Annotated in this window: 26 protein-coding genes; 16 read left to right on the plus strand and 10 right to left on the minus strand. The window is 35.9% G+C overall.

Annotated features, from left to right (window positions below):
* The first annotated feature begins 3 nt into the window (after positions 1 to 3).
* On the plus strand, positions 4 to 1,347 hold the full coding sequence (locus AACL18_RS00080; RefSeq protein ID WP_339050515.1) for an FAD-binding oxidoreductase: 1,344 nt from the start codon (positions 4 to 6) through the stop codon (positions 1,345 to 1,347).
* A 139-nt stretch (positions 1,348 to 1,486) separates the two neighbouring features.
* Here the strand turns inward: AACL18_RS00080 and AACL18_RS00085 are convergent, their stop codons facing one another.
* From AACL18_RS00085 to recA, 3 genes are read right to left on the minus strand one after another with little or no spacing between them, the layout of a single operon-like run.
* On the minus strand, positions 1,487 to 3,514 hold the full coding sequence (locus AACL18_RS00085) for a M3 family metallopeptidase (protein WP_339050516.1): 2,028 nt from the start codon (positions 3,512 to 3,514) through the stop codon (positions 1,487 to 1,489).
* 50 nt (positions 3,515 to 3,564) lie between these two features.
* Positions 3,565 to 4,038 carry a regulatory protein RecX gene (locus tag AACL18_RS00090; protein ID WP_339050517.1) on the minus strand — a complete coding sequence of 158 codons (474 nt, stop codon included), beginning with the start codon at positions 4,036 to 4,038 and terminating at the stop codon, positions 3,565 to 3,567.
* Between the two features lie 17 nt (positions 4,039 to 4,055).
* Entirely contained in the window at positions 4,056 to 5,108 is a 1,053-nt protein-coding gene (recA, locus tag AACL18_RS00095; protein WP_339050519.1) for a recombinase RecA, read from the minus strand.
* A gap of 229 nt (positions 5,109 to 5,337) precedes the next feature.
* Between recA and hldE the strand changes: the two genes are divergently transcribed.
* The 3 genes from hldE to AACL18_RS00110 all read left to right on the plus strand — a co-directional run bounded on the left by hldE (position 5,338) and on the right by AACL18_RS00110 (position 8,143).
* Positions 5,338 to 6,780, plus strand: coding sequence for a bifunctional D-glycero-beta-D-manno-heptose-7-phosphate kinase/D-glycero-beta-D-manno-heptose 1-phosphate adenylyltransferase HldE (gene hldE, locus AACL18_RS00100; RefSeq protein WP_339050521.1), 1,443 nt, complete (start codon positions 5,338 to 5,340; stop codon positions 6,778 to 6,780).
* On the plus strand, positions 6,777 to 7,730 hold the full coding sequence (rfaD, locus tag AACL18_RS00105) for an ADP-glyceromanno-heptose 6-epimerase (RefSeq protein ID WP_339050522.1): 954 nt from the start codon (positions 6,777 to 6,779) through the stop codon (positions 7,728 to 7,730). Before hldE ends, rfaD begins: the two co-directional genes overlap by 4 nt.
* A gap of 74 nt (positions 7,731 to 7,804) precedes the next feature.
* Positions 7,805 to 8,143: a ComEA family DNA-binding protein gene (locus tag AACL18_RS00110; RefSeq protein ID WP_339050523.1), complete on the plus strand. Its 339-nt coding sequence runs from the start codon at positions 7,805 to 7,807 to the stop codon at positions 8,141 to 8,143.
* A gap of 251 nt (positions 8,144 to 8,394) precedes the next feature.
* On the opposite strand, the gene AACL18_RS00115 is transcribed toward AACL18_RS00110, so the two are convergent.
* Entirely contained in the window at positions 8,395 to 8,823 is a 429-nt protein-coding gene (locus tag AACL18_RS00115; protein WP_339050524.1) for a c-type cytochrome, read from the minus strand.
* A 35-nt stretch (positions 8,824 to 8,858) separates the two neighbouring features.
* A complete protein-coding gene (locus AACL18_RS00120; protein WP_339050525.1) occupies positions 8,859 to 9,902 on the minus strand; it encodes a class I fructose-bisphosphate aldolase in 1,044 nt (347 codons plus the stop codon).
* A 432-nt stretch (positions 9,903 to 10,334) separates the two neighbouring features.
* Here AACL18_RS00120 and AACL18_RS00125 point away from each other — a divergent pair, with 432 nt between their 5' ends.
* The 10 genes from AACL18_RS00125 (at position 10,335) to glmU (ending at position 18,724) form a co-directional block, all read left to right on the plus strand.
* Positions 10,335 to 10,673: an ATP synthase subunit I gene (locus tag AACL18_RS00125; protein WP_339050526.1), complete on the plus strand. Its 339-nt coding sequence runs from the start codon at positions 10,335 to 10,337 to the stop codon at positions 10,671 to 10,673.
* The gene (gene atpB / locus AACL18_RS00130; protein ID WP_339050527.1) at positions 10,670 to 11,479 is read left to right on the plus strand and encodes a F0F1 ATP synthase subunit A; all 810 of its coding nucleotides are present in this window, start codon (positions 10,670 to 10,672) and stop codon (positions 11,477 to 11,479) included. The genes AACL18_RS00125 and atpB overlap by 4 nt, the downstream gene beginning before the upstream one ends.
* A 30-nt stretch (positions 11,480 to 11,509) precedes the next feature.
* Positions 11,510 to 11,815, plus strand: coding sequence for a F0F1 ATP synthase subunit C (gene atpE / locus AACL18_RS00135; RefSeq protein ID WP_339050528.1), 306 nt, complete (start codon positions 11,510 to 11,512; stop codon positions 11,813 to 11,815).
* A 149-nt stretch (positions 11,816 to 11,964) separates the two neighbouring features.
* Positions 11,965 to 12,435, plus strand: a complete 471-nt coding sequence (locus AACL18_RS00140; protein ID WP_339050529.1) for a F0F1 ATP synthase subunit B — start codon at positions 11,965 to 11,967, stop codon at positions 12,433 to 12,435.
* Complete coding sequence (locus tag AACL18_RS00145; RefSeq protein WP_339050530.1) at positions 12,435 to 12,983, plus strand: F0F1 ATP synthase subunit delta; 549 nt, start codon at positions 12,435 to 12,437, stop codon at positions 12,981 to 12,983. The genes AACL18_RS00140 and AACL18_RS00145 overlap by 1 nt, the downstream gene beginning before the upstream one ends.
* A gap of 3 nt (positions 12,984 to 12,986) precedes the next feature.
* Positions 12,987 to 14,531, plus strand: a complete 1,545-nt coding sequence (gene atpA, locus AACL18_RS00150) for a F0F1 ATP synthase subunit alpha (protein WP_339050532.1) — start codon at positions 12,987 to 12,989, stop codon at positions 14,529 to 14,531.
* Between the two features lie 6 nt (positions 14,532 to 14,537).
* Entirely contained in the window at positions 14,538 to 15,398 is an 861-nt protein-coding gene (gene atpG / locus AACL18_RS00155) for a F0F1 ATP synthase subunit gamma (protein WP_339050534.1), read from the plus strand.
* 23 nt (positions 15,399 to 15,421) lie between these two features.
* Entirely contained in the window at positions 15,422 to 16,825 is a 1,404-nt protein-coding gene (atpD, locus tag AACL18_RS00160; RefSeq protein ID WP_422395887.1) for a F0F1 ATP synthase subunit beta, read from the plus strand.
* A 14-nt stretch (positions 16,826 to 16,839) separates the two neighbouring features.
* Positions 16,840 to 17,271 (plus strand): F0F1 ATP synthase subunit epsilon, encoded by a 432-nt coding sequence (locus tag AACL18_RS00165; protein ID WP_339050536.1) that lies wholly within the window; start codon positions 16,840 to 16,842, stop codon positions 17,269 to 17,271.
* Between the two features lie 79 nt (positions 17,272 to 17,350).
* On the plus strand, positions 17,351 to 18,724 hold the full coding sequence (glmU, locus tag AACL18_RS00170) for a bifunctional UDP-N-acetylglucosamine diphosphorylase/glucosamine-1-phosphate N-acetyltransferase GlmU (protein WP_339050538.1): 1,374 nt from the start codon (positions 17,351 to 17,353) through the stop codon (positions 18,722 to 18,724).
* A gap of 272 nt (positions 18,725 to 18,996) precedes the next feature.
* Here the strand turns inward: glmU and AACL18_RS00175 are convergent, their stop codons facing one another.
* The 3 genes from AACL18_RS00175 to AACL18_RS00185 all read right to left on the minus strand — a co-directional run bounded on the left by AACL18_RS00175 (position 18,997) and on the right by AACL18_RS00185 (position 21,551).
* Positions 18,997 to 19,452, minus strand: a complete 456-nt coding sequence (locus tag AACL18_RS00175) for a host attachment protein (protein WP_339050540.1) — start codon at positions 19,450 to 19,452, stop codon at positions 18,997 to 18,999.
* A 70-nt stretch (positions 19,453 to 19,522) separates the two neighbouring features.
* Positions 19,523 to 20,926, minus strand: a complete 1,404-nt coding sequence (locus AACL18_RS00180; RefSeq protein ID WP_339050542.1) for an amidase — start codon at positions 20,924 to 20,926, stop codon at positions 19,523 to 19,525.
* Between the two features lie 121 nt (positions 20,927 to 21,047).
* Positions 21,048 to 21,551, minus strand: coding sequence for a superoxide dismutase family protein (locus AACL18_RS00185; protein ID WP_339050544.1), 504 nt, complete (start codon positions 21,549 to 21,551; stop codon positions 21,048 to 21,050).
* Positions 21,552 to 21,997: 446 nt separating this feature from the next.
* On the opposite strand from AACL18_RS00185, the gene AACL18_RS00190 reads away from it, so the two are divergent.
* A complete protein-coding gene (locus tag AACL18_RS00190; RefSeq protein ID WP_339050546.1) occupies positions 21,998 to 22,873 on the plus strand; it encodes a LysR substrate-binding domain-containing protein in 876 nt (291 codons plus the stop codon).
* 119 nt (positions 22,874 to 22,992) lie between these two features.
* On the plus strand, positions 22,993 to 23,709 hold the full coding sequence (locus AACL18_RS00195; protein WP_339050547.1) for an SDR family NAD(P)-dependent oxidoreductase: 717 nt from the start codon (positions 22,993 to 22,995) through the stop codon (positions 23,707 to 23,709).
* A gap of 10 nt (positions 23,710 to 23,719) precedes the next feature.
* Here AACL18_RS00195 and AACL18_RS08090 read toward each other — a convergent pair whose 3' ends face one another.
* The gene (locus AACL18_RS08090) at positions 23,720 to 24,004 is read right to left on the minus strand and encodes a DUF190 domain-containing protein (protein ID WP_422395907.1); all 285 of its coding nucleotides are present in this window, start codon (positions 24,002 to 24,004) and stop codon (positions 23,720 to 23,722) included.
* Positions 24,005 to 24,035: 31 nt separating this feature from the next.
* Positions 24,036 to 24,263 carry a fluoride efflux transporter FluC gene (locus tag AACL18_RS00200; RefSeq protein WP_339051655.1) on the minus strand — a complete coding sequence of 76 codons (228 nt, stop codon included), beginning with the start codon at positions 24,261 to 24,263 and terminating at the stop codon, positions 24,036 to 24,038.
* Between the last annotated feature and the right edge of the window lie 54 nt (positions 24,264 to 24,317).

Here is a 24,317-nt window from a genome sequence, read left to right on the forward strand (position 1 = left end):
ATTATGAATTGGTGTAGAAAATGTCAATCTAGCTTTAATGGCTATCCTATAGAGCCTCCAGAGTCTGTAGTGCGTCCTGAAAGTTATAAAGAACTCAAACCTGGCCAATTAATTTCAATAGCACGCGGTTCAGGAGGTAGTTATGGTGATGCTGCTTTAAACGCACAAGGAGAGATCGTTTTAACAAACCGCCTCGATCGTTTTCTCGAGTTTGATGTGCGTAAAGGTATATTGTCAGTTGAATCAGGTATTAGTTTAGCGAAAATTTTAGCGCTTATTGTTAAGCAAGGGTGGTTTTTACCTGTAATGCCTGGAACCGCAGAAGTTTCCTTAGGTGGGTGCATTGCTACGGATGTACATGGAAAAAATCATTGCTATGCTGGTTCCTTAGGGCAACATGTACTTAGTTTACAGCTTATTACTGCAACTGGATCGAAAATAAATTGTTCACCTAAAATTATCCCAGAATTATTTTGGGCCACAATAGGTGGGATGGGTTTAACAGGCATTATTGGAGTAGTAACTTTACAATTAAAACGAATTGAAACAGCTTATATGAAGGTGGAACATCAAGTTACAAATAACCTAAAGCAAATACTGGAGAGCTTAAGTCAAGATGATGAGTTTGAATATAGTGTAGCTTGGTTGGATTCATTAAATACATCATTTTTTCATGGTGTTATTATGAAGGCTAAACATGCAGATTTATTGGAATTTCCTACTGACCAAGAAACCCAAGTTTTTTCAACGCCAAAATACTCTTCATTATACTGTCCCTACTTTTTATCGTACTCTATTTTACAACCCCTATGGGTCAAATTATTTAATAAAGGGTATTACTACCATTTAGCCAAGAAGGATCAAGCTTTTTTGCTCCCTTACCATGATTATTTTTTTCCGCTGGATCGTATAAAAAATTGGCCGCGATTGTACGGTAAAAAAGGTTTTATTCAATATCAGTGTGCAATACCCGAAAAATTTGCTTATTCTGCTATTAAAGATATTTTAGAGACTTTGCATAAACATAAGCATCCTATTTATCTGGCAGTGTTGAAACGTTTTGGGCTGGAAAATTTAGCTCCATTGTCATTTCCATTATCAGGATTTACCTTAGCACTCGATATTCCTATTTGCAGCGAAAAATTATTTAGTTGTTTAGATATTTTGGACTCGATAGTTATTTCTGCTGGAGGGAGGATCTATTTAGCAAAAGATGCACGTTTAAAGCCAAAAACTTTTCGAGAAATGTATAAACGATACCCAGAATGGTTGGTAGTTAAACAACATTGGGATCCTCACAATAGATTTAGTTCAAGTTTATCAAGGCGTTTAAATATTGGTAACTAAAGAGGTACCTCATTGCATGATACTGGTCTAAAAGTCACCGTTTTTTTCTACGTTTCATTAGTCACATACTGCGTGTATGCTCCGTTTGATACTCAAAACTGCCTTTTTTGTCTCAGCCTAAACAATTGAAGATACTCTCTTAATGTTGTGAATAATTTAAGTCTAAGCTTTTTAAAAAAGCTTGTATTTTTGGTTCCCGGCCCCGAAATTTTTTAAACAATTCGATGGCATCGATTGCGCCACCCTGCTCTAAAATACTATGTAAAAACGCTTTTCCAGTTTCTTCATTAAAGATCCCATCTTCTTGGAACTTAGCAAACGCATCACAGGCTAAAACTTCTGCCCAAAGATAACTGTAATAGCCTGCAGCATAACCGCCTGCAAAGATATGCGAAAATCCATGCTGAAATCGATTGAATGGAGCTATGGGTATTACATCAATTCGCTTACGTATTGAATCGAGTAAGTTTTGAATTTGTTCATAACCCTTTGTGGGGTCAAATTCTATATGCAAACGAAAATCAAATAAGGATAATTCTAATTGTCTTAATAGTTGTAGGCCCGCCTGAAAATTTTTAGCATTACGCATTTTTGTAATCAATGTATCGGGTAAAGTCTGACCCGTCTTATAATGGCTACTGATTTGATCTAGAACCGATTTTTCCCAAACAAAATATTCTAAAAATTGACTGGGTAATTCTACGGCATCCCAAGCAACACCATTAATACCTGAAATAGCGGAATAATCAATTACAGTCAACATATGTTGTAAACCATGACCAAATTCATGAAATAAAGTTAAAACTTCTTCGTGTGTTAACAAAGGAGTTTGCATGAAATCAATGGGAGGAGAGAAGTTACAGGTTAAAAAAGCAATAGGCGTTTGAATATCACCATTACTTAAATAGCGTCGGGATTGATAATCATCCATCCAAGCACCTTCACGTTTTTCAGGTCTAGCATAAAGATCTAAGTAAAATTGTCCTCGTAATTGTTGTTGACTATCAGTAATTGAGAAAAATCGCACTTGGGGATCCCAAACCTCAATGCCTTTAATTTCTTTGATTTGCATCCCAAATAAACGTTCTATTAACTTGAAAAGACCCGAAAGCACTTTGTCTACAGGAAAATAACAGCGTAAGGTCTCATCACAAATACCGAATTTTTTTTCTTGTAATTTTTCGCGATAATACAAAATGTCCCAGGGTTGTAGTGTATCAATTTGATCTTGGGATTGAGCAAAACTAGAAAGTTCTTCCCATTCCTGTTTTGCTTTAGGTTGTGTATACGAGAGTAGCCCCTCCAAAAATTTAAGCACTTCTTCTGGATTTTTTGCCATTTTATTCGAAGCTAAACTTTTTTGGACATAATTTTTGAAACCTAGTATTTGGCTCAGCTCATGGCGTAGGTTAAGTATATTGAACATAACTTTGCTATTATCAAGGACTAGATTACTGAGTTCTGAAGCTCGTGTAATGTGAGCTTTATATATGGTTTTGCGCAGGTCGCGATCATCAGCATAGGTTATTATGGGGAAATAGGAGGGGTAGTCTAGCGTAATTAAATAACCAATTAAATTTTTTTCTTGTGCAGCTTTTTCAGCATTTATAATAACATGAGCAGGAACTCCTTTTAGCTCGGATTTATTACTAATACATTTTGACCATTCAGCTGTAGCATCTAGTAAATTTTCTTCAAATTGATTCGATAATTGAGATAACTGTGTTTGAATATCTTGATATCTTTTTTGTTGAATTTCGGGTAGATCGACACCACCTAAATGAAAATCTCGTAATTCATTATGTAGACACTTTTCTTGCGCATAATTGAATTGATAATCACTATTAGCTAAATTTTTAATGGATTGATAGAGAGCCTGATTTTGATTTAACTCGGAACTATATGCACTTAGTTTGGGTAGGCATTCGTTGTAAACATATCGTAGTTCAGGGGTCTGTTTGACAGCATAGAGGTGATTGATCGGAGACCAAAAATGTTGGAGTCGGTCATCTAAATCATCTAACTTTTGAATAAAGCTCCAATCGAGGGGCATAACTGCAGCTAATAATTTTGCTAACTCGAATCGATTATTGGTAAGCAGCGCATCTAATTCTTTAACTACATTGTCCGGATTAATTTCATTAAATTTTGGTAAGACAGTCATCATGTATTCCTAAGAGTAATGTTTACCCATTTTTTGTTAAAAACAAGCTAAGTTTATTTTGTCTGATGAAGATAAATTTTTTGTGATGCTTTTATCTGTTCAAGTTTAAAGCCACGGTATTGAAGGTAACGTATTTGTCGTAACTGTTCTTTTGGTGGAGGATTAGGTTGAAACTTTTTTTTCAGTATTTTCTGAATAGCAACTAACCAAAATTCTTCGTCTTTGGGAAGTTGAGAAAAAATAATATCATTATTTATACCATATTCATGGCATTCGGCACTGATTCGCATTGGTCCGTAGCCTTGTCTTATACGTTTTTGGATAAAAGCTTCGCAAAAACGTTCTTCGTTTAAAAATCCTTGTTGAATTAAAATATCTAAAACAGCTTCTACCGATTGATGCGAAAATCCTTTTCGCATCAATTTTTCTCGAAGCATAAAGCGAGTATGTTCTCGTCTCGCTAAATGGTTCAAAGCAATTCGGTGGATGTTTTTGTCAATTTCTAAAACATTAATCTTGTAGGTCATAGATAGCACGCTGAAATTTATTCAATAATTTCGGTCTCCAGTTTTGGTACTTCAGTTTGACTATTTTCAGATGGCTTGTTAAGTAAATTTTTTCGAATTTCCGCCTCTATTTTTTGACAAATTTCAGTACGATCTTTTAAAAATTGTTTTACATTATCTTTTCCTTGACCAATACGTTCGCCCTGATAGCTATACCAGGCCCCTGCTTTATCGATTAAGCCATGGGTTACACCTAGGTCAACAATTTCTCCCATATGACAAATTCCTTGATTATAAAGAATTTCAAACTCAGCTTGCCTAAATGGAGGAGCAACTTTGTTTTTTACCACTTTGACTCGAGTTTCATTACCTATGACTTCATCGCCTTTTTTGATGGAACCAGTACGACGTATATCAAGCCGTACCGACGCATAAAACTTTAGCGCATTGCCGCCGGTTGTTGTTTCAGGATTGCCAAACATAACTCCAATTTTCATGCGAATTTGATTAATGAATACAACTAGCGTATTTGAGCGCTTAATATTTCCTGCGAGCTTACGTAAAGCTTGTGACATTAAACGGGCTTGTAAACCCATATGCGAATCACCCATCTCTCCCTCAATTTCGGCGCGAGGAGTCAATGCGGCAACAGAGTCGATTACAATAATATCGACTGCATTAGAGCGGACTAACATATCAACAATTTCCAACGCTTGCTCCCCCGTATCAGGCTGGGAAACTAAAAGATCGGCTGTTTTTACACCTAATTTCGTGGCATATATTGGGTCCAGTGCGTGTTCCGCGTCAACAAATGCTGCGACCCCCCCTATTTTTTGACACTCGGCAATTGTTTGTAAGGTGAGTGTCGTTTTACCAGAAGATTCAGGCCCGTAGATTTCGATGATACGTCCGCGCGGTAATCCACCTATCCCTAAGGCGATATCTAAACCTAAAGAACCCGTAGAAACTACGTCTACAGGAACTCGACTAGAATCACCCAGACGCATTACAGCACCTTCTCCGTGTTGTTTCTTAATTTGGCTTATAGCCATTTTAAGGGCTTTTTCTCGAGCATTACTTGCATCACTCATAGGATGGTACCTTTATAAAGGAAAAAAATGTGTAAAAATGGACTCTAGCTAGTATTATCGCATAAACTAAGCGGGTCTCTATATGCTTTTTTAAGAGATCTGCTTGAAAATAGGTACTTGTTTAAAACTTAAACAAGTACCTGAGAAACTTAAGTGTCGTATAGCATATCTATAGTGGCTGATTATTTAAAAATTAAAAATGTAAGAAGAAGATTTGACAAGAGGCCTAATGAAAATACAAGTTCCTTCATTTCAATCTATCCGGGTTTTAATTGTAGGTGATGTGATGTTGGATCGTTACTGGTCTGGCGATACATCCAGAATTTCTCCCGAAGCACCCGTACCGATAGTACATATAAAAAATCTTGATGAACGTCCAGGTGGGGCGGGTAATGTTGCTTTAAATATAGCCGCACTAGGTGCACAGGTCGATTTACTTAGTGTTTGTGGAGATGATGAAGCGGGCGATATACTTGAGAAAAAATTAATTCATGCAGGGGTCAATTGCTATTTATACAAAATACCCCAATCACCTACTGCTACTAAGCTTCGTATACTTAGTTTGCATCAGCAATTAATACGACTTGATTTTGAAGAAGTACCTTATAAATTCGAACATACCAATCTAAAACGGTTATTTGAGCAAAGAATCACACATTGCGATGTAGTGGTACTTTCTGATTACGGCAAAGGATGTTTGGCCGAAGTTCAGGATTTCATTCAATTGGCGCGAAAAGCAGGTAAACCTATATTCATTGATCCTAAGAGCAATGATTTTGATGTCTATCAAGGCGCTACAGTGTTGACGCCTAACCGAAGGGAATTTGAGGCGGTAGTAGGAAAATGTGATAACGAACAAGCTTTGCTGCAAAAGGGTACACAGCTTTTAAAAACGCATAATTTTCAAGCTCTACTTGTGACACGTGGTGAACAAGGAATGACATTAATTCGACAAGATCAGCCAGAAGTATATTTTCCGGCTTATGCTAAGCAAGTTTATGATGTTACCGGTGCCGGTGATACAGCGATAGCTTGTTTGGCGTTAACTTACGCAGCTCAAGCAGATTTAGTTCAGTCAGCACAACTTGCCAATATTGCTGCGAGCATTGTCGTTGGAAAACTAGGTGCTGCTACAGTCAACCCAGCAGAATTAAGACGAGCGATACAAATTCAGCAGCTATCATTTCATGGCGGTATTTTGACAGAAGATGAACTCCAAATTGCAGTTGCAGATGCGAAAGCACATAATGAGCAAATTGTGATGACAGGGGGTTGTTTCGATATTCTACATGCGGGTCATGTCGCCTACTTAGAACAAGCGAAACGATTAGGCAATAGGTTAATCGTTGCCGTTAATGACGATGATTCAGTATCAAAGTTAAAAGGATCAGGAAGGCCTATAAATAAATTAGCTAATCGAATGGCAGTATTAGCAGGATTGAATGTAGTAGATTGGGTAGTGCCATTTAGTGAAACAACTCCAGAACGCCTAATTAAGTTGTTATTGCCAGATGTTTGGGTAAAAGCGTCTGATTACCAAGTAGATGATCTTTCAGAGGCGAAAGCAATACAAGAATATGGTGGCCAGATTAGAATAGTGGATTTTGTTGATGGATGTTCTACAAGTTCAATTATTTCCAAAATTCAAGAACAAGAAAAGGTGTCTTCATGATAGTTGTTACAGGTGGGGCAGGTTTTATTGGTAGCAATTTAGTCAAACAGCTTAATCTTGTTTACCCTGATATGCCGATTATCGTTGTTGATGATTTAACAGACGGAATTAAGTTCAGAAATATAGTGGATTGCTCTATTGCTGATTATTTAGATCAAAATGAATTCTTAGATCAAATTAAGAAAAATAAACTTTTTTTTAAGTTAAAAGCGGTTTTTCATCAAGGTGCTTGCTCAGTGACTACAGAATGGAATGGACAATATATTATGAATAATAATTATGAATACTCAAAAAGTTTATTACATTACTGTTTGGCTTGGAAGATTCCTTTCATTTATGCTTCAAGCGCTGCGGTTTATGGTTTAGGAACTGTTTTTAAAGAAGAATTAGTATATGAAAAACCAGCGAATGTTTACGCTTATTCTAAATATTTATTTGATCAGTATGTAAGAAGTATCTTTAATGAAATGAAGAGTCAGGTTGTAGGCTTACGTTATTTTAATGTTTATGGTCCTAAAGAAAATCATAAAGGCTCTATGGCTAGTGTGGTATTGCATGCGGATAAGCAACTCAAAAATACAGGTGTTATAAATTTATTCGAAGGAACCGATGGTTATACTGATGGTGAGCAGCTGAGAGATTTTATCTATGTTGATGATGCCGTGGCTATTAATCTATGGTTTTTAAAATCCAAAAAAAGTGGAATTTATAATGCAGGAACAGGAAATTGTGAGAGCTTCAATGCTTTAGCTCAAGCTGTTATTGATTTTTATGGGCATGGAGAGATTCGCTATATTCCATTTCCAGCGCATTTGCGAGATTGTTATCAGAGTTTTACTCAAGCAGATCTGTCAAAATTGCGAAGTGCGGGCTATCAAGGAGTTTTTCGCAGTGTTGCAAATGGAGTGAAAGATTATCTATCTATTATGCATAAAAATATTACCATTTAATTCATTGTTTCATTCGTTTTTTAGCCATAAAATATAAATTCCGATAGAAAAATTTTAAAAAGGAGTTTTGTTTTATGGATATTTATTCTTCGCTATTCGCAACTTTGTTAACATCAATTATAGCGGCTCCGGTTTTAGCAACTACCAGCCCTTTTATTTCACATAATAATACAGTTTTAACTTCTTCCCCTGCAAAAAATATACCTAATCCCATCTCTGCTCTTGTAAATATTAATACGGCAGATGGAGAAACTTTAGTGGCAGAATTGAAAGGTATCGGATTAAAACGTGCAAAAGCTATTCTTGCTTATCGCAGTGAGCACGGACCTTTTAAATCTATTGATGATTTAGTAAAAATCAAGGGGATAAGTAAAAGAATAGTGGAACAAAATCGTAATAAAATCACTATTTAATAGGCGAGTTCAGATATAAGATTTGATTAAAAAAGGAAACAAAAATATCAAAATTATATCTGTGTTGTATGAAATATACTCATAGTAATTAAATTTTTGGCGTGGCGCGGGGAGAATAAAGCAACTGAAGTGTATTAATGTACATGAGATTGTGAATTGAGCGGCAACAATGCCAAAAATTTAATTGCGAAGAGTATTATCCATTGTGCTTGAAGGAGCAAAATTTTTTTAGATATAATGAGTTGTTTAATTCAATTAGAATGTAGTTGTTCTAACATATAGTGAATAGCCGCTTCTAAATCCGAAGTTGAACATTCTAAGCATGCCCCTTTTGGAGGCATAGCTCGGTAGCCCGTTGTAGCATGTTTAACTAAAAGTGAAAAATTTTTTCTTATTCGTAACTTCCAATCTAATTGATTGCCTAAGCGTGGAGCACCTGCTATGCCATTTTTATGGCATAAGCTACATTTGCTTTCAAATATTGCTTTACCTAAATGGATATCTTTATTAATATCAGTCAAAGATGAATGGTCTATTTCTGAAGCAGCAACTTTGACTTTTCCAATCGGAGCAATACGATTTTCAAGAGCTGTTGTAGAATTATCAAAGAAATCTGCATAGGCATATATTCCAAAACCAAAAAGAAAGTTAAAAAGAATTATACTTATAAATTTTGGCACCTATGCGTAAGCGTAAATTTGAAGATTACAATGGGTTAAACAAAGTTTGTCTCTGCTTCTTTTTCTTCTGTCTCCATGCTTGATTGATATTGTCCTTTGCAAGCAGCTGCATTAAGTCTAGCACGTTTATAAAAGGCCCGTTGAGCAGCTTTTATATTATGTGCTTTACCGTTCCATGCTTTTAACGCAGGTTCTTGTAATGCGCGACCATAGGAAAAACTTAGACGCCACGGATGACGAGAAGGTTGTAGTTTATTCATAGTATTTAAATGAGCTGTAGCGGTTTCTGGAGTTTGGCCTCCAGAAAGAAAATTAATGCTAGGTACTGCCGCCGGAACTGTTTGACGTAATATTTTTAAAGTTGCTGCAGCAACTTCAGCAATACTAGGTTGCGGCATATATAGATTCCCAGCAATAACCATACTGGGTTTAAGAATCATACATTCGAGTAAAACATGATGCTTATGTAGTTCTTCAAATACAGTATAAAGAACAGCCTCTGTACCTTCAGCGCAGCGGACTAAGCTGTGAGCGCCATCTATTAGTAGTTCAGGTTCTACAATAGGCACAATTCCATTGTTTTGACAAATAGAAGCATAGCGAGCTAAGGCTTGTGAATTAGCGGTTATGGCTAAAGAAGAAGGAAGTAGGTCAGTTATGGAAAAAACAGCTCTCCATTTTGCAAAACAAGCGCCAAGATTTTTATAAGTTAGAAGACGTTCTGCTAGACCATCTAGACCTTGGGTCATTTTTTCTTCAGCATTTAGAGGAATGAGGCCTTTATCAACCTTTATGCCAGGGACGATACCTTCATTATCTAAGTAATCGGGAAATAGAAGTCCATCTTTAGTTTTTTGCGCTAAAGTTTCTTCATGAAGAATAACGCCATTAATAAATGCTTCAAGACCAGGGGTAGTAAAAAGTAATTCACGATAATTACGGCGATTTTCTACAGTTGACTCTAAATGTAAGGCAGCAAATCGCTTGGCAATAGTAGTTTGACTTTCATCTGCCGCTAAAATTCCTTTTCCTGGTACCGTTAATCGCTGAATAGTTCCTTCAAGCTCGTGAGTGGCCATAATAAATTGCTCCTTACATTTTTTTGACGTGTAAAGCTAAATGAATCATATATTTTGTAAAGCCTAATACTATATAGAACAACGTGAGTAATTTCTAGTAAGGTTAAGGATCTGGATTTCTGCAGTGATTTTCATTTTACTCTAAAAGGCCAGAAAGGAGGTAAGTTGAAAAAAAGGGCTAAATAGCATTTTTTTGCATTAATTTGCTATAAATTTTAGTTTTTCCTATTAACTAGCAGAATATATTTAATTTGTATGAGTAGAGCTCAAGTCAAATTGAGAAAAAAGCAATACATTCTTTAATTAGCATTGCATAAAAGAGTTGTGCTTATTATACTGTCCGCCACTTTATAAGTGGGGCTTAGAATGACTTTTAGTAGGCTTGTCCAGTTGCCTGGTAAGATAATTCAAAGAATGTGTCAGGCGAGTCTAATGACATTTGCCGTCCTGGGAACGGTAGTCTTTCTACGGAATGTTTGTCAGGACGAGCGAGTTGTTAGATCTCTTATGCTGGGTATTGCCTTATGGCTACTTCCTAATTGTTATTTTGTGATGAAAATAATGCGTCGTTTAGGACAGGTGTCAGGAAAAGACTTGCTCAATATTTTTTATCGAGCAGAATTAATAAAATTACTTTTCAGTGGGATTTTTTTCATAGTGGTGATTAAGTTATTATCAGTAAATATTCCGATCTCGTTGCTTGCTTATTTGGTCTCCCAGCTACTATTTTGGCTATTGCTAATTATTAAAAGCATGAAAGGTTTATTATGAATGGTGAACAAACTTCAGCATATTATGTTCAGCATCACCTTGAACATCTCATCTTTAACCTGAAAACCTTAAGTTTCTCAGGTGAAGGGAGTTTTTGGAATTTAAATCTCGATACCTTTTTTCTGTCTGCTGTGCTGGGCGTAGGATTTTTAATTTTATTTCGCTGGGTGGCTGGAACAGTAAGTAGTGGCGTTCCGGATAAAATACAAAATTTTGTTGAGATTCTCGTTGAGTTTGTAGATAAAACTGTGAAAGAGTCTTTTCACGGTGTTAGTCAATTGATTGCACCTTTAGCGCTGACAATTTTTGTTTGGGTATTTTTAATGAATTTTATGGATTTACTGCCGGTTGATCTATTGCCGACAGTGTTATCAATATTTGGTGTAAGTCATTTTCGATCCGTGCCAACCGCCGATCCTAATACAACATTTGGTATGTCAATTGCGGTCTTTATTTTAATCATTTACTATAACTTGAAAATTAAAGGTGTGAAGGGATTCAGTAAAGAAATGCTGGTTGCCCCATTTGGCCCTTATCTCTTCCCCATAAATATTATTTTTCGTTTATTAGAAGAATTCGTACGACCTATATCCTTGTCGTTACGACTATTCGGAAATTTATTTGCTGGAGAATTAATTTTTATTTTAGTGGCATTATTACCATGGTGGTTACAATGGACTTTTGGTGGAGTTTGGGCGGTATTTCATATTTTAATTATTGCGATTCAAGCATTTATCTTTATGATGCTCACTATAGTTTATTTAAGTATGGCACATGAGACTCATGGTCAAGAACAAACACATTAATTATTTATTAATAAAAGAGAGGATATAAAAATGGTAGAAGTTGCGCAAGTAGTTGCTAATGTACAAGGTTTAACGGCCATTGCAGCGGCTTTATTAGTAGGATTAGCCGCATTAGGCACCGCGATTGGTTTTGGTATTTTAGGTGGAAAATTTTTAGAAGGGGTAGCTCGCCAACCTGAGTTAACACCTATGCTGATGTTGCGAATGTTTTTAATGGCTGGATTAGTCGATGCATTTGCTGCTATTTCAATTGTAATGGGGCTTTATTTAATTTTTGCTAAAAATCCTTTTTTAAGCGAAGTTTTAAAGCTAGTTTCTAAACCAGTAACGGGTTAAATGATATGCTCACAGCAATGGAATTTTTTGATAGTGGCCCGCGTAGTGAAGCAACCGAAGTGTATTCAAGATACATGAGGATTGCGAGTCGAGCGGCAACGCAGACAAAAATTCAAGTGCGAAGAGTATAATAAATTTGAGAAATCGTCGTGGAAATTAATATCACCTTATTAGGCCAGTTAATTACATTTTCTGTTTTCGTGTGGTTTACCATGAAATTTGTATGGCCGCCCATACTGAAAGTAATGAAAGAACGAGAACAACGTATTGCTGATGGTTTAGCTGCTGCAGAGCGAGGTCAACAAGCTTTAGAATTAGCACAGTTAAAAGCAGATGAGCATTTAAAGGAAGCAAAGCAACAAGCGGCTGAGATTATTGAACAGGCTAATAAGCGCGCTAATCAAATGTCTGAAGAATCTAAACAGCAAATACGAATAGAAAACGAGCGTTTATTAGCTATAGCCCGAGCTGACATTCAGCAAGAATGGCAAACAGCACAACAAAAACTTCGTGCGGAAGTAGCTAATTTAGTTATTACGACTACTGAGAAAATTTTGGCACAATCACTTGATAGCGTAGCTCAACATGCGCTTGTTAAACAATCTTTGGAAGAAATTTGATGTCTAATGTCACATCCATTGCTAGACCTTATGCACGAGCGGCATTTGCTTGTGCATCAGATAAAAACAATATGGATGCTTGGTCTGTCTTATTAAAGCAGACTACCAAAATTATTAACCAGAAATCGATGCAAAATTTATTAAAAAATCCATGTATCGATAAAAGAGTGGCGTATGAATGCTTATTAGAATTTTGCAAAGCTGTAATATTTCCTTTTGGAAAAAATTTTCTAAAATTAATGGCTACTAACCAACGATTATTAGTACTTCCAGAAGTTAAAGATTTATTTGAGCGTTATAAGGCTGAACTAGCCAATCAAGTTACTGCTTATGTGATTTCCGCTGTGCCTTTAACTAAAATAGAAGAACAAACTTTAGAAAAAGTATTAGCGGAGCGTTTTCAAAGTCATATCAAACTAGACTGCCATACTGATAAAAATTTATTAGGTGGATTGGTCGTTCGCGTCGGAGATTTAGTCATCGATGATTCTGTACGTGGCAAATTAGAACGTTTACGTGCGACATTAGTGAATCAAGAGGCAGTATAAGCTATGCAACAATTAACTACATCTGAAATAAATGAATTAATCAAAGAACGTATCCAGAAATTTGATGTTTCTGCAGAAACGCGTACACAAGGAAGTATCGTCAGTCTGCGTGATGGAATTGTGCGTATTTATGGTTTAAACGACGTTATGTTGGGAGAAATGATAGAGTTTTCACCCCAATGTTATGGATTAGCCTTAAATCTTGAACGTGATTCAGTAGGTGCTGTTGTTTTAGGTGACTACGAAGGATTAAGTGAAGGTCAAAAGGTTAAATGTACTGGACGTATTCTTGAAGTTCCAGTGGGTGAGGCTTTATTAGGGCGGGTTGTTAATGCTTTAGGGCATCCCATAGATGGTCGTGGTCCAATTGAGGCTGAAAAAAATGCACCTATTGAGCAGGTTGCCCCAGGCGTAATTTGGCGTCAAGGCGTATCACAACCATTGCAAACAGGTATATTAGCCATTGATAGTATGGTGCCTATTGGGCGTGGTCAGCGCGAATTAATAATAGGGGATAGACAAACAGGGAAAACGGCGCTAGCCATCGATGCGATTATTAACCAAAAAGATACAGGCGTAAAATGTATTTATGTAGCAATCGGTCAAAAAGCTTCGTCGATTGCAGCAGTAGTGAGGAAGTTAGAAGAACAAGATGCTTTAAAACATACCATTATAGTATCAGCAGGTGCTGCGGATTCTGCGGCGCTGCAGTTTATTGCCCCTTATGCAGGTTGCGCGATGGGTGAGTATTTTCGCGATCAAGGTGAAGATGCGCTTATTATCTATGATGATTTAACGAAACAGGCTTGGGCATATCGGCAAATATCTTTGTTACTGCGACGTCCACCAGGTCGAGAAGCTTATCCAGGAGATATATTTTATTTGCATTCACGTTTACTCGAACGTGCTGCAAGAGTTAATAAGGAGTTTGTTGAAAAAGCTACTAATGGACGTGTTAAAGGAAAAACAGGCTCGTTAACGGCATTACCTATTATCGAAACTCAAGCTGGGGATGTGTCCGCTTTTGTTCCAACAAACGTTATCTCAATTACTGATGGTCAAATCTTTTTAGAAACGGATTTGTTTAATGCAGGTATACGCCCAGCAATTAATGCGGGTTTATCTGTTTCACGAGTGGGTTCTGCGGCTCAAACAAAAATTATAAAAAAATTGGGCGGTGGTGTTCGATTAAGTTTAGCTCAATATCGCGAACTTGCTGCCTTTTCCCAGTTTATGTCAGATTTAGATGAGGCAACACGTAAGCAACTTGAGAGAGGCCAACGAGTTACTGAAATTTTAAAGCAAAAACAATATGCTCCCTTAAGTGTTGCAGAAATGGCGGTACTATTGTTTGCTACCGATAAAGGTTATTTAGATGATATCGAACTGACAAAGATTGTTGCATTTGCTGAAGAATTATTAGCTTATATGCATTCAGAACAGGAAGTATGTTTGGAAAAAATTAACCAAAAAGGTGATTATAACGAAGTGATAGCTAATGAGTTAGATACAGCAATTACAGCCTTTAAAATGACACAAACTTGGTGATAGCCGATGAGTTTTGCGCAAGAGATACGTGGTAAAATTGCTAGTATCAAAGGTACTCAGAAAATAACGCGAGCAATGGAAATGGTGGCGGCTAGTAAAATGCGAAAAGCTCAGGAACGAATGACGCTTTCGCGACCTTATGCGCATAAAATGCTCGATCTAATCTATCATGTCGCAAGTAGTCACGCAGAATATCAACACCCTTATTTACAAATTAGAGAAATAAAACGAGCGGGTTTTCTTGTTATCACCACTGATAAAGGTTTGTGCGGTGGGCTGAATACTAATTTACTAAAGTTAGTTTTGCAGGAATTTCGAGTATGTCAATCTAAAGGAATAGATATAGATTTGGCTATTATAGGCGGAAAAGGAGAAGCTTTTTTTAAGCGCGTCGGTGGCCATGTGGTTGCACATGCCAATCATTTGGGAGATGCACCGCAATTACAAGATTTAATTGGGGTTATTAAAGTTTTATTAGATGCTTACAAGCAAGGTGAGTTGGATAGCGTAACTATTTTCTATAATGAATTTATTAATACGATGACACAAAAGGCAAAGGCTTTATCCTTATTACCTGTTTTACCTTCTGAAAAGTCAGAGTTTAATTATCGCTGGGACTATCTTTATGAACCTGATGCAAAGCCTTTGTTAGAGTTAGTACTAACACGATATATTGAATCACAAGTGTATCAAAGTGTTGTAGAAAATACTGCGTGCGAACAAGCGGCTAGGATGGTAGCAATGAAAAGTGCGACGGATAATGCGGGAGAATTAATAAGTGATTTGCAATTAGCCTATAATAAAGCCCGCCAGGCAGCGATTACCAAAGAATTAGCAGAAATAGTTGCCGGTGCTGAAGCTGTTTAAATTTAACCTTATATGAATAAATAATGAAGAGAAACGTTATGAAGCCAATTAATCCCATCGGACATATAGTCGAAATTATCGGTGCTGTTATTGATGTTGAATTCCCAAGAGAACAGGTTCCGAAGGTTTATGATGCTTTAATGGTTCATGATCATGATTTGGTGCTAGAGGTCCAGCAACAGTTAGGTGATGGTATTGTACGCACCATTGCGATGGGTACTAGTGATGGTTTGCAGCGAGGAATAAAAGTAACTAATACCGAAGCCCCTATTAGTGTACCTGTAGGGAAGCAGACTTTAGGTAGAATTATGGATGTGTTAGGTAGACCTATCGATGAAGCAGGTCCTATTAATGAGAAAATTCGTTTACCTATTCACCGTAAACCACCTAGCTTTGCAGAACAAGCTGCTAATGAACAATTATTAGAAACAGGAATTAAAGTTATTGATTTACTATGTCCTTTTGCTAAAGGTGGAAAAGTAGGTTTGTTTGGCGGTGCTGGAGTTGGTAAGACCGTTAATATGATGGAATTAATACGTAATATCGCTATTGAACATAGTGGGTACTCAGTATTTGCAGGCGTTGGGGAGCGGACACGGGAAGGTAATGATTTTTATCATGAAATGAAAGAATCTAATGTTTTAGATAAAGTATCATTAGTCTATGGACAAATGAATGAACCACCCGGTAACCGTTTACGAGTTGCTTTAACAGGTTTGACAGTAGCTGAATATTTTCGGGATGAAGGTAGAGACGTATTGTTATTTATCGATAATATCTATCGTTACACACTAGCAGGCGTCGAAGTGTCTGCATTATTAGGGCGTATGCCTTCTGCTGTGGGCTATCAACCTACATTGGCTGCAGAAATGGGTGCTTTACAAGAACGTATTACCTCAACTAAAACAGGCTCTATTACTTCTATCCAAGCTGTTTATGTTCCAGCGGATGATCTTACTGATCCTTCGCCGGCAACTACTTTTGCACATCTCGATGCAACAGTCGTATTATCCCGTCAAATTGCGGAGTTGGGTATTTACCCGGCCATTGATCCGTTAGATTCTAATAGTCGTCAACTTGATCCTTTGATTGTTGGCCAAGAACACTATGATGTTGCCAGAGCTGTACAAAAAACTTTACAGCGCTATAAAGAATTGAAAGATATTATTGCTATTTTAGGTATGGATGAATTGTCAGAACAAGATAAATTGACTGTAATGCGCGCAAGAAAAATACAACGGTTTTTATCTCAGCCTTTCTTTGTTGCCGAAATATTTACTGGGTCTCCAGGCAAATACGTCAGTCTTAAAGAGACAATCCGTGGTTTTAAAGCTATTTTAAATGGTGAATTTGATGATTTGCCTGAACAAGCATTTTATATGGTTGGAAGTATAGATGAAGTAGATGCGAAAGCAAAAGCTTTATAGGGTTAGAAAATATCATGACTAAAACCATGCAAATTGAGATTGTTAGCGCAGAAGTTTCGATTTTTTCAGGTGAGGCTATGCATATAGTAGTTACGGGTTCATTAGGTGAGCTTGGGATTTACCCGGGGCATACCCAACTATTAACGGCATTAAAGCCAGGGCCAGTGCGCATTGTAAAACCAGATGGGGAAGATGAAATACTTTACATTTCTGGCGGAATTTTAGAAGTTCAACCACAACACGTTAGTATATTAGCCGATACGGCCATACGAGCTACTGATTTAGATGAATTGGCCGCTTTAGAAGCTAAGGAACACGCAGAAAGAGTATTGAGTGATAAACAAGCTGATATCGATTACGCAAAAGCAACAGCAGAATTAGCCCAGGCAGTTGCTCAATTACAAGTCATATCTAAATTAAAGAAAAAACTTACCGGTAGAATTTAATTTTTCAAGAAATTCCTAAAAAAACATTGAGTAATATCTTACCAAAAATGAAGTTTTGAATAAGGCTAGTTTTGAAAATATGAAATTACTTGATGTCATCATTTTAGCTGCGGGTCATGGAAAACGTATGTATTCTACTTTACCTAAAGTATTGCATAAGTTGGCCGGTAAACCTTTGTTACAATATATAGTTGAAACAGTTAAAGATTTGCAACCTCATGCAGTTTATGTAGTTTATGGAAATGGTGGAGGTCAAGTTCCCAAATATTTAAGTCATTTAGCAGTTAATTGGGTAAAACAAACAGAATTATTAGGTACAGGGCATGCAGTTGCTCAAGCTATTCCAGAAATTAAACAAGATGAGAGTCGTGTATTAATTTTGCTAGGGGATACACCTTTAGTAAGTTTAGCTACTTTACAAAAATTGATTCATGCAACTGAAACTCATCAAATTGGTTTAGTTACATTAATTACGCAACAACCTTTTGGTTTAGGACGGATTTTACGGGATCAAGAAGGAAAAGTTGTTCAAATTGTTGAAGAAAAAGATGCTAGCCTAGAGCAAAGAAAAATACAGGAAGTTAACAGTGGTATTTTTTATGTGCCGCTAAAATTACTAAAGCGTTGGTTGCCTAAAATTAAAAAAATGAATGCCCAAAGTGAATATTATTTAACGGATATTATTACAATGGCTGTGGATGAAAAGATAGAAATCGTAACGGTATCTTCAGATGTTGATGGTGAAATGCAAGGAGTCAATGATCGAGTGCAACTTGCTAAGCTTGAACGTTATTTTCAGCAGCAAGCCGCTAAAAAACTGATGTTAGCGGGAGTTACATTACGTGATCCTGATCGTTTTGATTTACGTGGGCAATTAACCGTTGCAAAAGATGTGATTATCGATGTAGATGTTATTGTAGAAGGCGAAAATATTATTGGCGCAAATAGCTTGGTAGGTTCTCATACAATCTTAAAAGATGTCAAAATTGGGAAAAATGTTGAAATTAAGTCTTATTGCTTAATTGAAGGTGCCGTTATAGGCGATAATTGTATTATAGGTCCTTATGCTCGTATTCGCCCAGGAGCGGTTCTCAAAAATAATGTTCATATAGGAAATTTCGTTGAAGTTAAAAATAGCCAGATAGAAGAAGAAACAAAAATTAACCATTTAAGTTACATCGGCGATGCACAAATAGGTAAAAATGTTAATATTGGCGCGGGTACCATTACCTGTAATTACGATGGAGCGGCTAAACATCAAACACAAATAGAAGATGATGTGTTTGTTGGTTCTAATACCGCCTTGATAGCTCCGATACGAATAAAAAAAGGTGCAACGATAGGTGCCGGATCTACCTTAAACAAAGATACCCCTGCGGGTAAATTAACCTTAAGTCGAGCAGAAACCCGTACTTTTGAAAATTGGAAACGCCCTCAGAAGAAACAGGATTAATCGTAATTAATTTCCAGTCAAAGTTTGATCGTTTATTTTCGGTACAAGTTCTTTTGCGAAAAAGGGTTCTTTAGTGTTCCAAAATTTAATAGTTGCTCCCAAGTAATCTTTAGCGAACATATAGAAATCTGAAAAGTTGTAATAAGTGTTATCAGATTTTTTATAAGTATATTCACCTCAAAATGAGCTCTTCTTTTTTGTAACGAGGGGTATAAACTTCATGTTTTATTGAAGTTTTTTTAGGTAAATTTATCTAGCTTAAGAATTATTGATTAAACCTTATTCGATCGAATTATATCCCACCAATTATCTTTTAGATAATTGAGAAGAACAGATTCATTTTCTTCAACAAAGTTTTTTTTGATATTAACCAATAATGCTTTTTCTACTTGTTTATCAAGATTGATAAGTAAAATGCCACCGACGTGAGGTGCAGAACATAAAATAAGTTGCTTATATTGATGATTATCTAGTCCTTTTTTTAAAAAATCAGCCAAGATTTTAGTAAAATGGTCAAGCTCAACCTCATGAGGGCTGCTTGCTGCTTCATAAGCACCTTTAGCAGAATGCATAGTTTGATAATGGCCAGGTCTATCTGAGACCAAATCACTTTCTTTTAATTTAGCACTAGGGTTTTCTAAGCTTTTCAATAAAATCAATTTATTATTTTTGGGCGCATAAGAGTAAATATGACCTAAACTACTATTTAAGCTAATTACCCAAATCATCTAGCTTCCTCTTTAAGTGTGTTTTCAAAGTATAGCAGGTTCAAGAACTATGCTCTTTGGTTTAAAGGTTTTAAGGGAATAAAATGGGTTTTTGCCATCCGCCTAGCAAGCTTTCTAATTTTTTTCCAAGCATGAGTGCTATTTCGTCATGCCAGGCTTTAGCAACGATCTGTATTCCTATAGGTAAACCTTCCGGGGAAGTACCGCAGCGCATTGTTAAAACTGGCCAGCCAGTTAAATTGTAAATATTGAGATAGCTAAAATCATGGCCTTCTATAAATGAACGACCTAATAATTTGGCTGGGGTCGCGGAAACTGGACATATGATTGCATCATAAGGAAAAAAGAATTTTTCTAAGGAAATGCGTAATTCATCAATGCGACGTAAGCGTTGATGTAACTCAGTAATGGAAAATTCGCATTGACGAGCAATCGCTAAAAATTCATTAACCAGGTAGGATGGTTTATTAATGCCTAAATGGTGCAGTAAATTTTTCAATCCTAACCCCCTATCACCCCCCAAAATAAATGTTTCTGTAATTAAAAAATAAAGCTCTTTTAAGTGAGGAGGACACCGATATTCAATTTGTTGAATTTCATTTTGTAAAACATGTATTACTTGATTAATGGTTTGTAAGGTGGCTTTATCAGGTGAAGCGATGTCATTGTCTGTATAAAAAGCAATTCGTAAATTTTTGCAGTTGATGAGAGATGTGCGGATAGGAATGGGTATGGCATCTGGATCAGCATTATCTGGGCCCGTTAATAATGGCAAGGCTAATACGATATCATCTACAAACCGTGCCATAGGACCATAGGTAGTTAATGGACGTGATAAACCTCTACCATCTGAGGGAACATTACCTGAGTTAGGGATTAAACCACGAGTGGGTTTTAAACCCACAATTCCTGTATTATGAGCGGGTTGCCGAATGCTTCCTGCACCGTCTGTGCCTAAACCAATTACTGAGCCGCCTGCTGCAATAATAGCCGCTTCTCCACCGCTACTTCCACCAGGGGTACGATTTAAATCATAAGGATTTAAAGTTTTGCCAAAGCGATCATTATCTGTCTCATAAGCGATATTAAATTCAGGAACATTGCTTATACCTAAAATAATTCCACCTGCTGCTTTTAATCTAGCAACAACAGTTGCATCTTCTTTAGAAAGTAAGCTGTAACCATTACTTCCTTTGCTAATAATAAAATCTTGGACTTTACAACAATCTTTAATAGTAATAGGTAAACCGTGTAAAGGTCCGAGGGTTTGGTTTTTAGCTAATGCTTCATCGGCTATGAGTGCTTTTTTTAATGCAATTTCTGGTTCTAGTTGTTGAACTAGGGCATTAAGTTTGGGATTGACCTGTTGGATGCGGTCTAAATAAGTTTTGATAACCTCAACACAGGAAATTTTTTTTTCTTTAATTAGCTGGGCTAATTTTCTTGCTGATAAAAAGTAAAGATCTGAGCTCATAGAATGATTACTATTAATTATTCTGCTTACCATTCGTAAAAAAATATTTTATCAATGCTTAACGAGGTTTATGCATTTAATGAGAAAATATCGATTAAAATCTAAAAATGGGTATTAGCATTCAATTTTTTATAATACCACAGGCTATACGCGCACCACCTCCGCCTAACTTAGCAGGAACATCAGAATAATTATCCCTCCCTGCATGTATTATTAAAGAGTGATTTTTAAGTTCATTTAAGCGCAATCGAGGGGCTAAAATAGGTAATGTGGCGTTGCCATTATTATCAACTTCTAAAACAGGCAGATCTCCTAAATGACCTTTTCCATAAGGGCCTAAATGTTGGCTAGAATGAGAAGGATCAAAGTGATCTCCAGCAGCCATTCCATTTTCAAGACAAGAAGGATTTTGATGGATATGAAAACCATGTAAACCAGGAGGAAGATTATGTAGATTGGGTGTCAATAAAACACCGTAGGGCTTTTGTGTGGCTATTATCACCCCTATCGGCTGCCCTATTCCCTGTTGAGAAGTAAGGAACATCGGTATAGAGATATCAGCAAGGGCTATATTACAGATGAGCAAGCATATGCTGGCAACCCACAACTTAAGCAAGTTAAACATAAAATATCTCCCTATTTCATCTCGCCAAGTATAGCATAACTTCATAAGAATATTATTTGGTGTGTTTAAACATTTCTGTAGTAATCAATTCAACATACAATATTTGTTTTTAATTTTTAAAAAAATTTTATTAATTAGTTATCAGAGGTTACTTAAATTAATTTTGTAAATAAAAAAATTAAATTATATTTATATTTTAGATTATGCAAATTATATTTTTTAACTTAAGCATTTTCTTATGCAATTAGAATTTTTTTTATAAGAAATAATATTATAATCAATACTTTAGATATTCATTTACATTCTTTGATGTAGATATTTTTTTTCATAATGATAATAGTCATAGTGTTACTTATCCGGTATTATGGTTTTACATTTACATAAATATTATTATGTAAGATTAATTAAAATGCATTGGATTTAAGTGATGATAATTTAAAATTGCTATGCGTATTACTCTAAAACAACTCGAAGTTTTTGTTGCAATTGCTAAGACCGGAAACGTTAGTCACGCTGCAAAAAGAATGTATCTTTCACAATCAGCGTGTAGCATGGCACTTGCCACATTAGAGGAGCAATTAGAAGGCTCTGTATTTGATCGACATGGAAAGCAATTATTTTTGAATGAACGTGGAAGAGTGTTGTTACCCAAAGCGGGTAGTGTCATATCTCAAATATCAGAACTCAAAGATATGATGATGGAAAACAAAAAAGATAATTTATCGGGTCAGTTAATCATAGGTGCGAGTAAAACCATCGGTAATTATCTATTACCAAAACTTATCTCTGAACTTGCTTATACGCACAAAAATATTCAGATCAATCTTAAAATAGCTACTACTAAGGCAATATTATCTAGATTACTCACGTTTAATATTGATGTAGCGTTAATTGAGGCTAATTGTTTTTCTGATAAAGTTCATACCTATCCTTGGAAAAAAGATGAGTTAGTGATAATTGCTGCTCCAAAATATCCTTTAAGTAAAAAAAAGAAATTGACATTATCAGATATCGCTAACGCACGTTGGTTACTACGAAAACAAAGTTCAAGTATACGCGAAAAATTGGAAGAGAAAATTGGCGGAAAAATTCGTCCTTTTTTAGAATTGGATGATACAGATGCACTTAAGCAAGCAACGCAAGCAGGTTTGGGGATAAGTTGCTTATCTAGATTTGTTGTAGAAGATTCTTTAAAAAATAATACCTTGGTAGAACTAAAAACTCCATTTTTAACGTTGAGTCGAGAGTTCTATATTTTAATACACAAGGAAAAATATCAATCTACGGTAATATCCGAATTTTTAAAAAAAGCAAATACATGATGTCATTTGGTTAGTTTATTCGCTATTAAAGAAAGTACATCAAAATGCTTGTTCGCATCTTGATGTGCAATGAGTATAATCTAAAATTACATTATGTTGATTAGATATAAATATTTTCTATGCAATCCATATTGATTTTAGGGGCTACTTCTTCTATAGCAAGGGCTTGTAGCGAAATTTTGGCTTCGAGACGTTGCAAACTTTTTCTCGCAAGTCGGGATATCTCAGAGTTAGAACGTATAGCAAGCGATCTTAGGATCCGATTCAACGTTGATGTTGATTGTGCTTTTTTTGATATTACCCAAATTGATTCGCATGCGGCTTTTTTTGAAATGCTTATCGATAAAATGGGTGCTATTGATGGTCTCATAATGGCTATAGGTTTAATTGATAAATTAGATTATCAAAAAGTGATTGCAGCAAATTTTACCGGTCCTATTTCCTTTCTTGAATATTACGTTAAGTATTTGGCTATTCAAAAAAAAGGCTTTATTATTGGATTAAGTTCTGTTGCAGGAGATAGAGGGCGGAAACCCAATTATGTTTATGGTGCTAGTAAAGCAGGATTGACTACTTATTTACAAGGGTTACGTAATTATTTTTACCCTTTTAAAATACAAATATTAACAATCAAGTTAGGTTTAATTGATACGAAAATGGTTTTTGGAGGAAAGTATCCACTTTATTTAGCTGCTAGTCCAAAAAAAACAGCAATAAAAATTATCCGGGCGTTAGATAAAGGGAAAGAGAGCGTATACATTCCTGGAATTTGGCGGCTTATAATGTTAATTATCCGGTTTATACCAGAAAAAATTTTTAAACGTCTAAGTCTTTAGCGTTGCTGAATTAATCTTTAATAATCACTTTTGCTTCCCAAAAAATAATATGTCCAGGGTTTATGATTTGATGTAAATGATCAAGTGTTTTTTCTACTTTAGCTTTATCATAATCAAAAAATTCGATGCAAATGGGGAGATTTAATGAAAAATCGAGCAATGAGCTAGTTAGGTTTCCCGATTCTCCTATTCCTTCAATGGCCCGATATACAACTCCAGAGAATTTATCATTTTTTAAATAATCGATTATTTTATCAAGTAGATGCGAAGCTTCAGTTACATAAATTCTAATGATGACTTATCTAATGTTTTTCATAGATTTCTTCCTAAATTACACCCATCCATGCTGCCATAAGACATAGAATAGTACTAAGCAAAATATTTACAATTGCAGGAAACCAATTAGCATTTTCCATTAAATTGATGGTTTCGATTGAGAAATAAGAAAAAGTGGTATACCCACCTAAAAAACCAATTAACAGTAATGCTCTAAGTTGAGCAATACTTTGAAATCTCTCTAATATAATAACAAATAAAAAACCATTAAAAAAGATCCGGTTACATTGACCACTAAAGTGTCATAGGGAAAATTTTTGTTAAATAAATTA

It is taken from the genome of Rickettsiella endosymbiont of Xylota segnis, from assembly GCF_964019545.1.
Taxonomy (GTDB): domain Bacteria; phylum Pseudomonadota; class Gammaproteobacteria; order Diplorickettsiales; family Diplorickettsiaceae; genus Aquirickettsiella.

What these genes read in the sequence shown, in the direction of transcription:
- atpE (WP_339050528.1), top strand. Translation starts at nt 11,510, where the DNA reads ATGGTAGAAGTTGCGCAAGTAGTTGCTAATGTACAAGGTTTAACGGCC.
- AACL18_RS00085 (WP_339050516.1), bottom strand. Translation starts at nt 3,514, where the DNA reads ATGATGACTGTCTTACCAAAATTTAATGAAATTAATCCGGACAATGTA.
- AACL18_RS00080 (WP_339050515.1), top strand. Translation starts at nt 4, where the DNA reads ATGAATTGGTGTAGAAAATGTCAATCTAGCTTTAATGGCTATCCTATA.
- AACL18_RS00175 (WP_339050540.1), bottom strand. Translation starts at nt 19,452, where the DNA reads ATGATTTGGGTAATTAGCTTAAATAGTAGTTTAGGTCATATTTACTCT.
- hldE (WP_339050521.1), top strand. Translation starts at nt 5,338, where the DNA reads ATGAAAATACAAGTTCCTTCATTTCAATCTATCCGGGTTTTAATTGTA.
- AACL18_RS00180 (WP_339050542.1), bottom strand. Translation starts at nt 20,926, where the DNA reads ATGAGCTCAGATCTTTACTTTTTATCAGCAAGAAAATTAGCCCAGCTA.
- AACL18_RS00090 (WP_339050517.1), bottom strand. Translation starts at nt 4,038, where the DNA reads ATGACCTACAAGATTAATGTTTTAGAAATTGACAAAAACATCCACCGA.
- glmU (WP_339050538.1), top strand. Translation starts at nt 17,351, where the DNA reads ATGAAATTACTTGATGTCATCATTTTAGCTGCGGGTCATGGAAAACGT.
- AACL18_RS00120 (WP_339050525.1), bottom strand. Translation starts at nt 9,902, where the DNA reads ATGGCCACTCACGAGCTTGAAGGAACTATTCAGCGATTAACGGTACCA.
- atpB (WP_339050527.1), top strand. Translation starts at nt 10,670, where the DNA reads ATGAATGGTGAACAAACTTCAGCATATTATGTTCAGCATCACCTTGAA.
- AACL18_RS00125 (WP_339050526.1), top strand. Translation starts at nt 10,335, where the DNA reads ATGACATTTGCCGTCCTGGGAACGGTAGTCTTTCTACGGAATGTTTGT.
- recA (WP_339050519.1), bottom strand. Translation starts at nt 5,108, where the DNA reads ATGAGTGATGCAAGTAATGCTCGAGAAAAAGCCCTTAAAATGGCTATA.
- AACL18_RS00145 (WP_339050530.1), top strand. Translation starts at nt 12,435, where the DNA reads ATGTCTAATGTCACATCCATTGCTAGACCTTATGCACGAGCGGCATTT.
- atpA (WP_339050532.1), top strand. Translation starts at nt 12,987, where the DNA reads ATGCAACAATTAACTACATCTGAAATAAATGAATTAATCAAAGAACGT.
- AACL18_RS00190 (WP_339050546.1), top strand. Translation starts at nt 21,998, where the DNA reads ATGCGTATTACTCTAAAACAACTCGAAGTTTTTGTTGCAATTGCTAAG.
- AACL18_RS00185 (WP_339050544.1), bottom strand. Translation starts at nt 21,551, where the DNA reads ATGTTTAACTTGCTTAAGTTGTGGGTTGCCAGCATATGCTTGCTCATC.
- atpG (WP_339050534.1), top strand. Translation starts at nt 14,538, where the DNA reads ATGAGTTTTGCGCAAGAGATACGTGGTAAAATTGCTAGTATCAAAGGT.
- AACL18_RS00110 (WP_339050523.1), top strand. Translation starts at nt 7,805, where the DNA reads ATGGATATTTATTCTTCGCTATTCGCAACTTTGTTAACATCAATTATA.
- atpD (WP_422395887.1), top strand. Translation starts at nt 15,422, where the DNA reads ATGAAGAGAAACGTTATGAAGCCAATTAATCCCATCGGACATATAGTC.
- AACL18_RS00165 (WP_339050536.1), top strand. Translation starts at nt 16,840, where the DNA reads ATGACTAAAACCATGCAAATTGAGATTGTTAGCGCAGAAGTTTCGATT.
- rfaD (WP_339050522.1), top strand. Translation starts at nt 6,777, where the DNA reads ATGATAGTTGTTACAGGTGGGGCAGGTTTTATTGGTAGCAATTTAGTC.
- AACL18_RS00195 (WP_339050547.1), top strand. Translation starts at nt 22,993, where the DNA reads ATGCAATCCATATTGATTTTAGGGGCTACTTCTTCTATAGCAAGGGCT.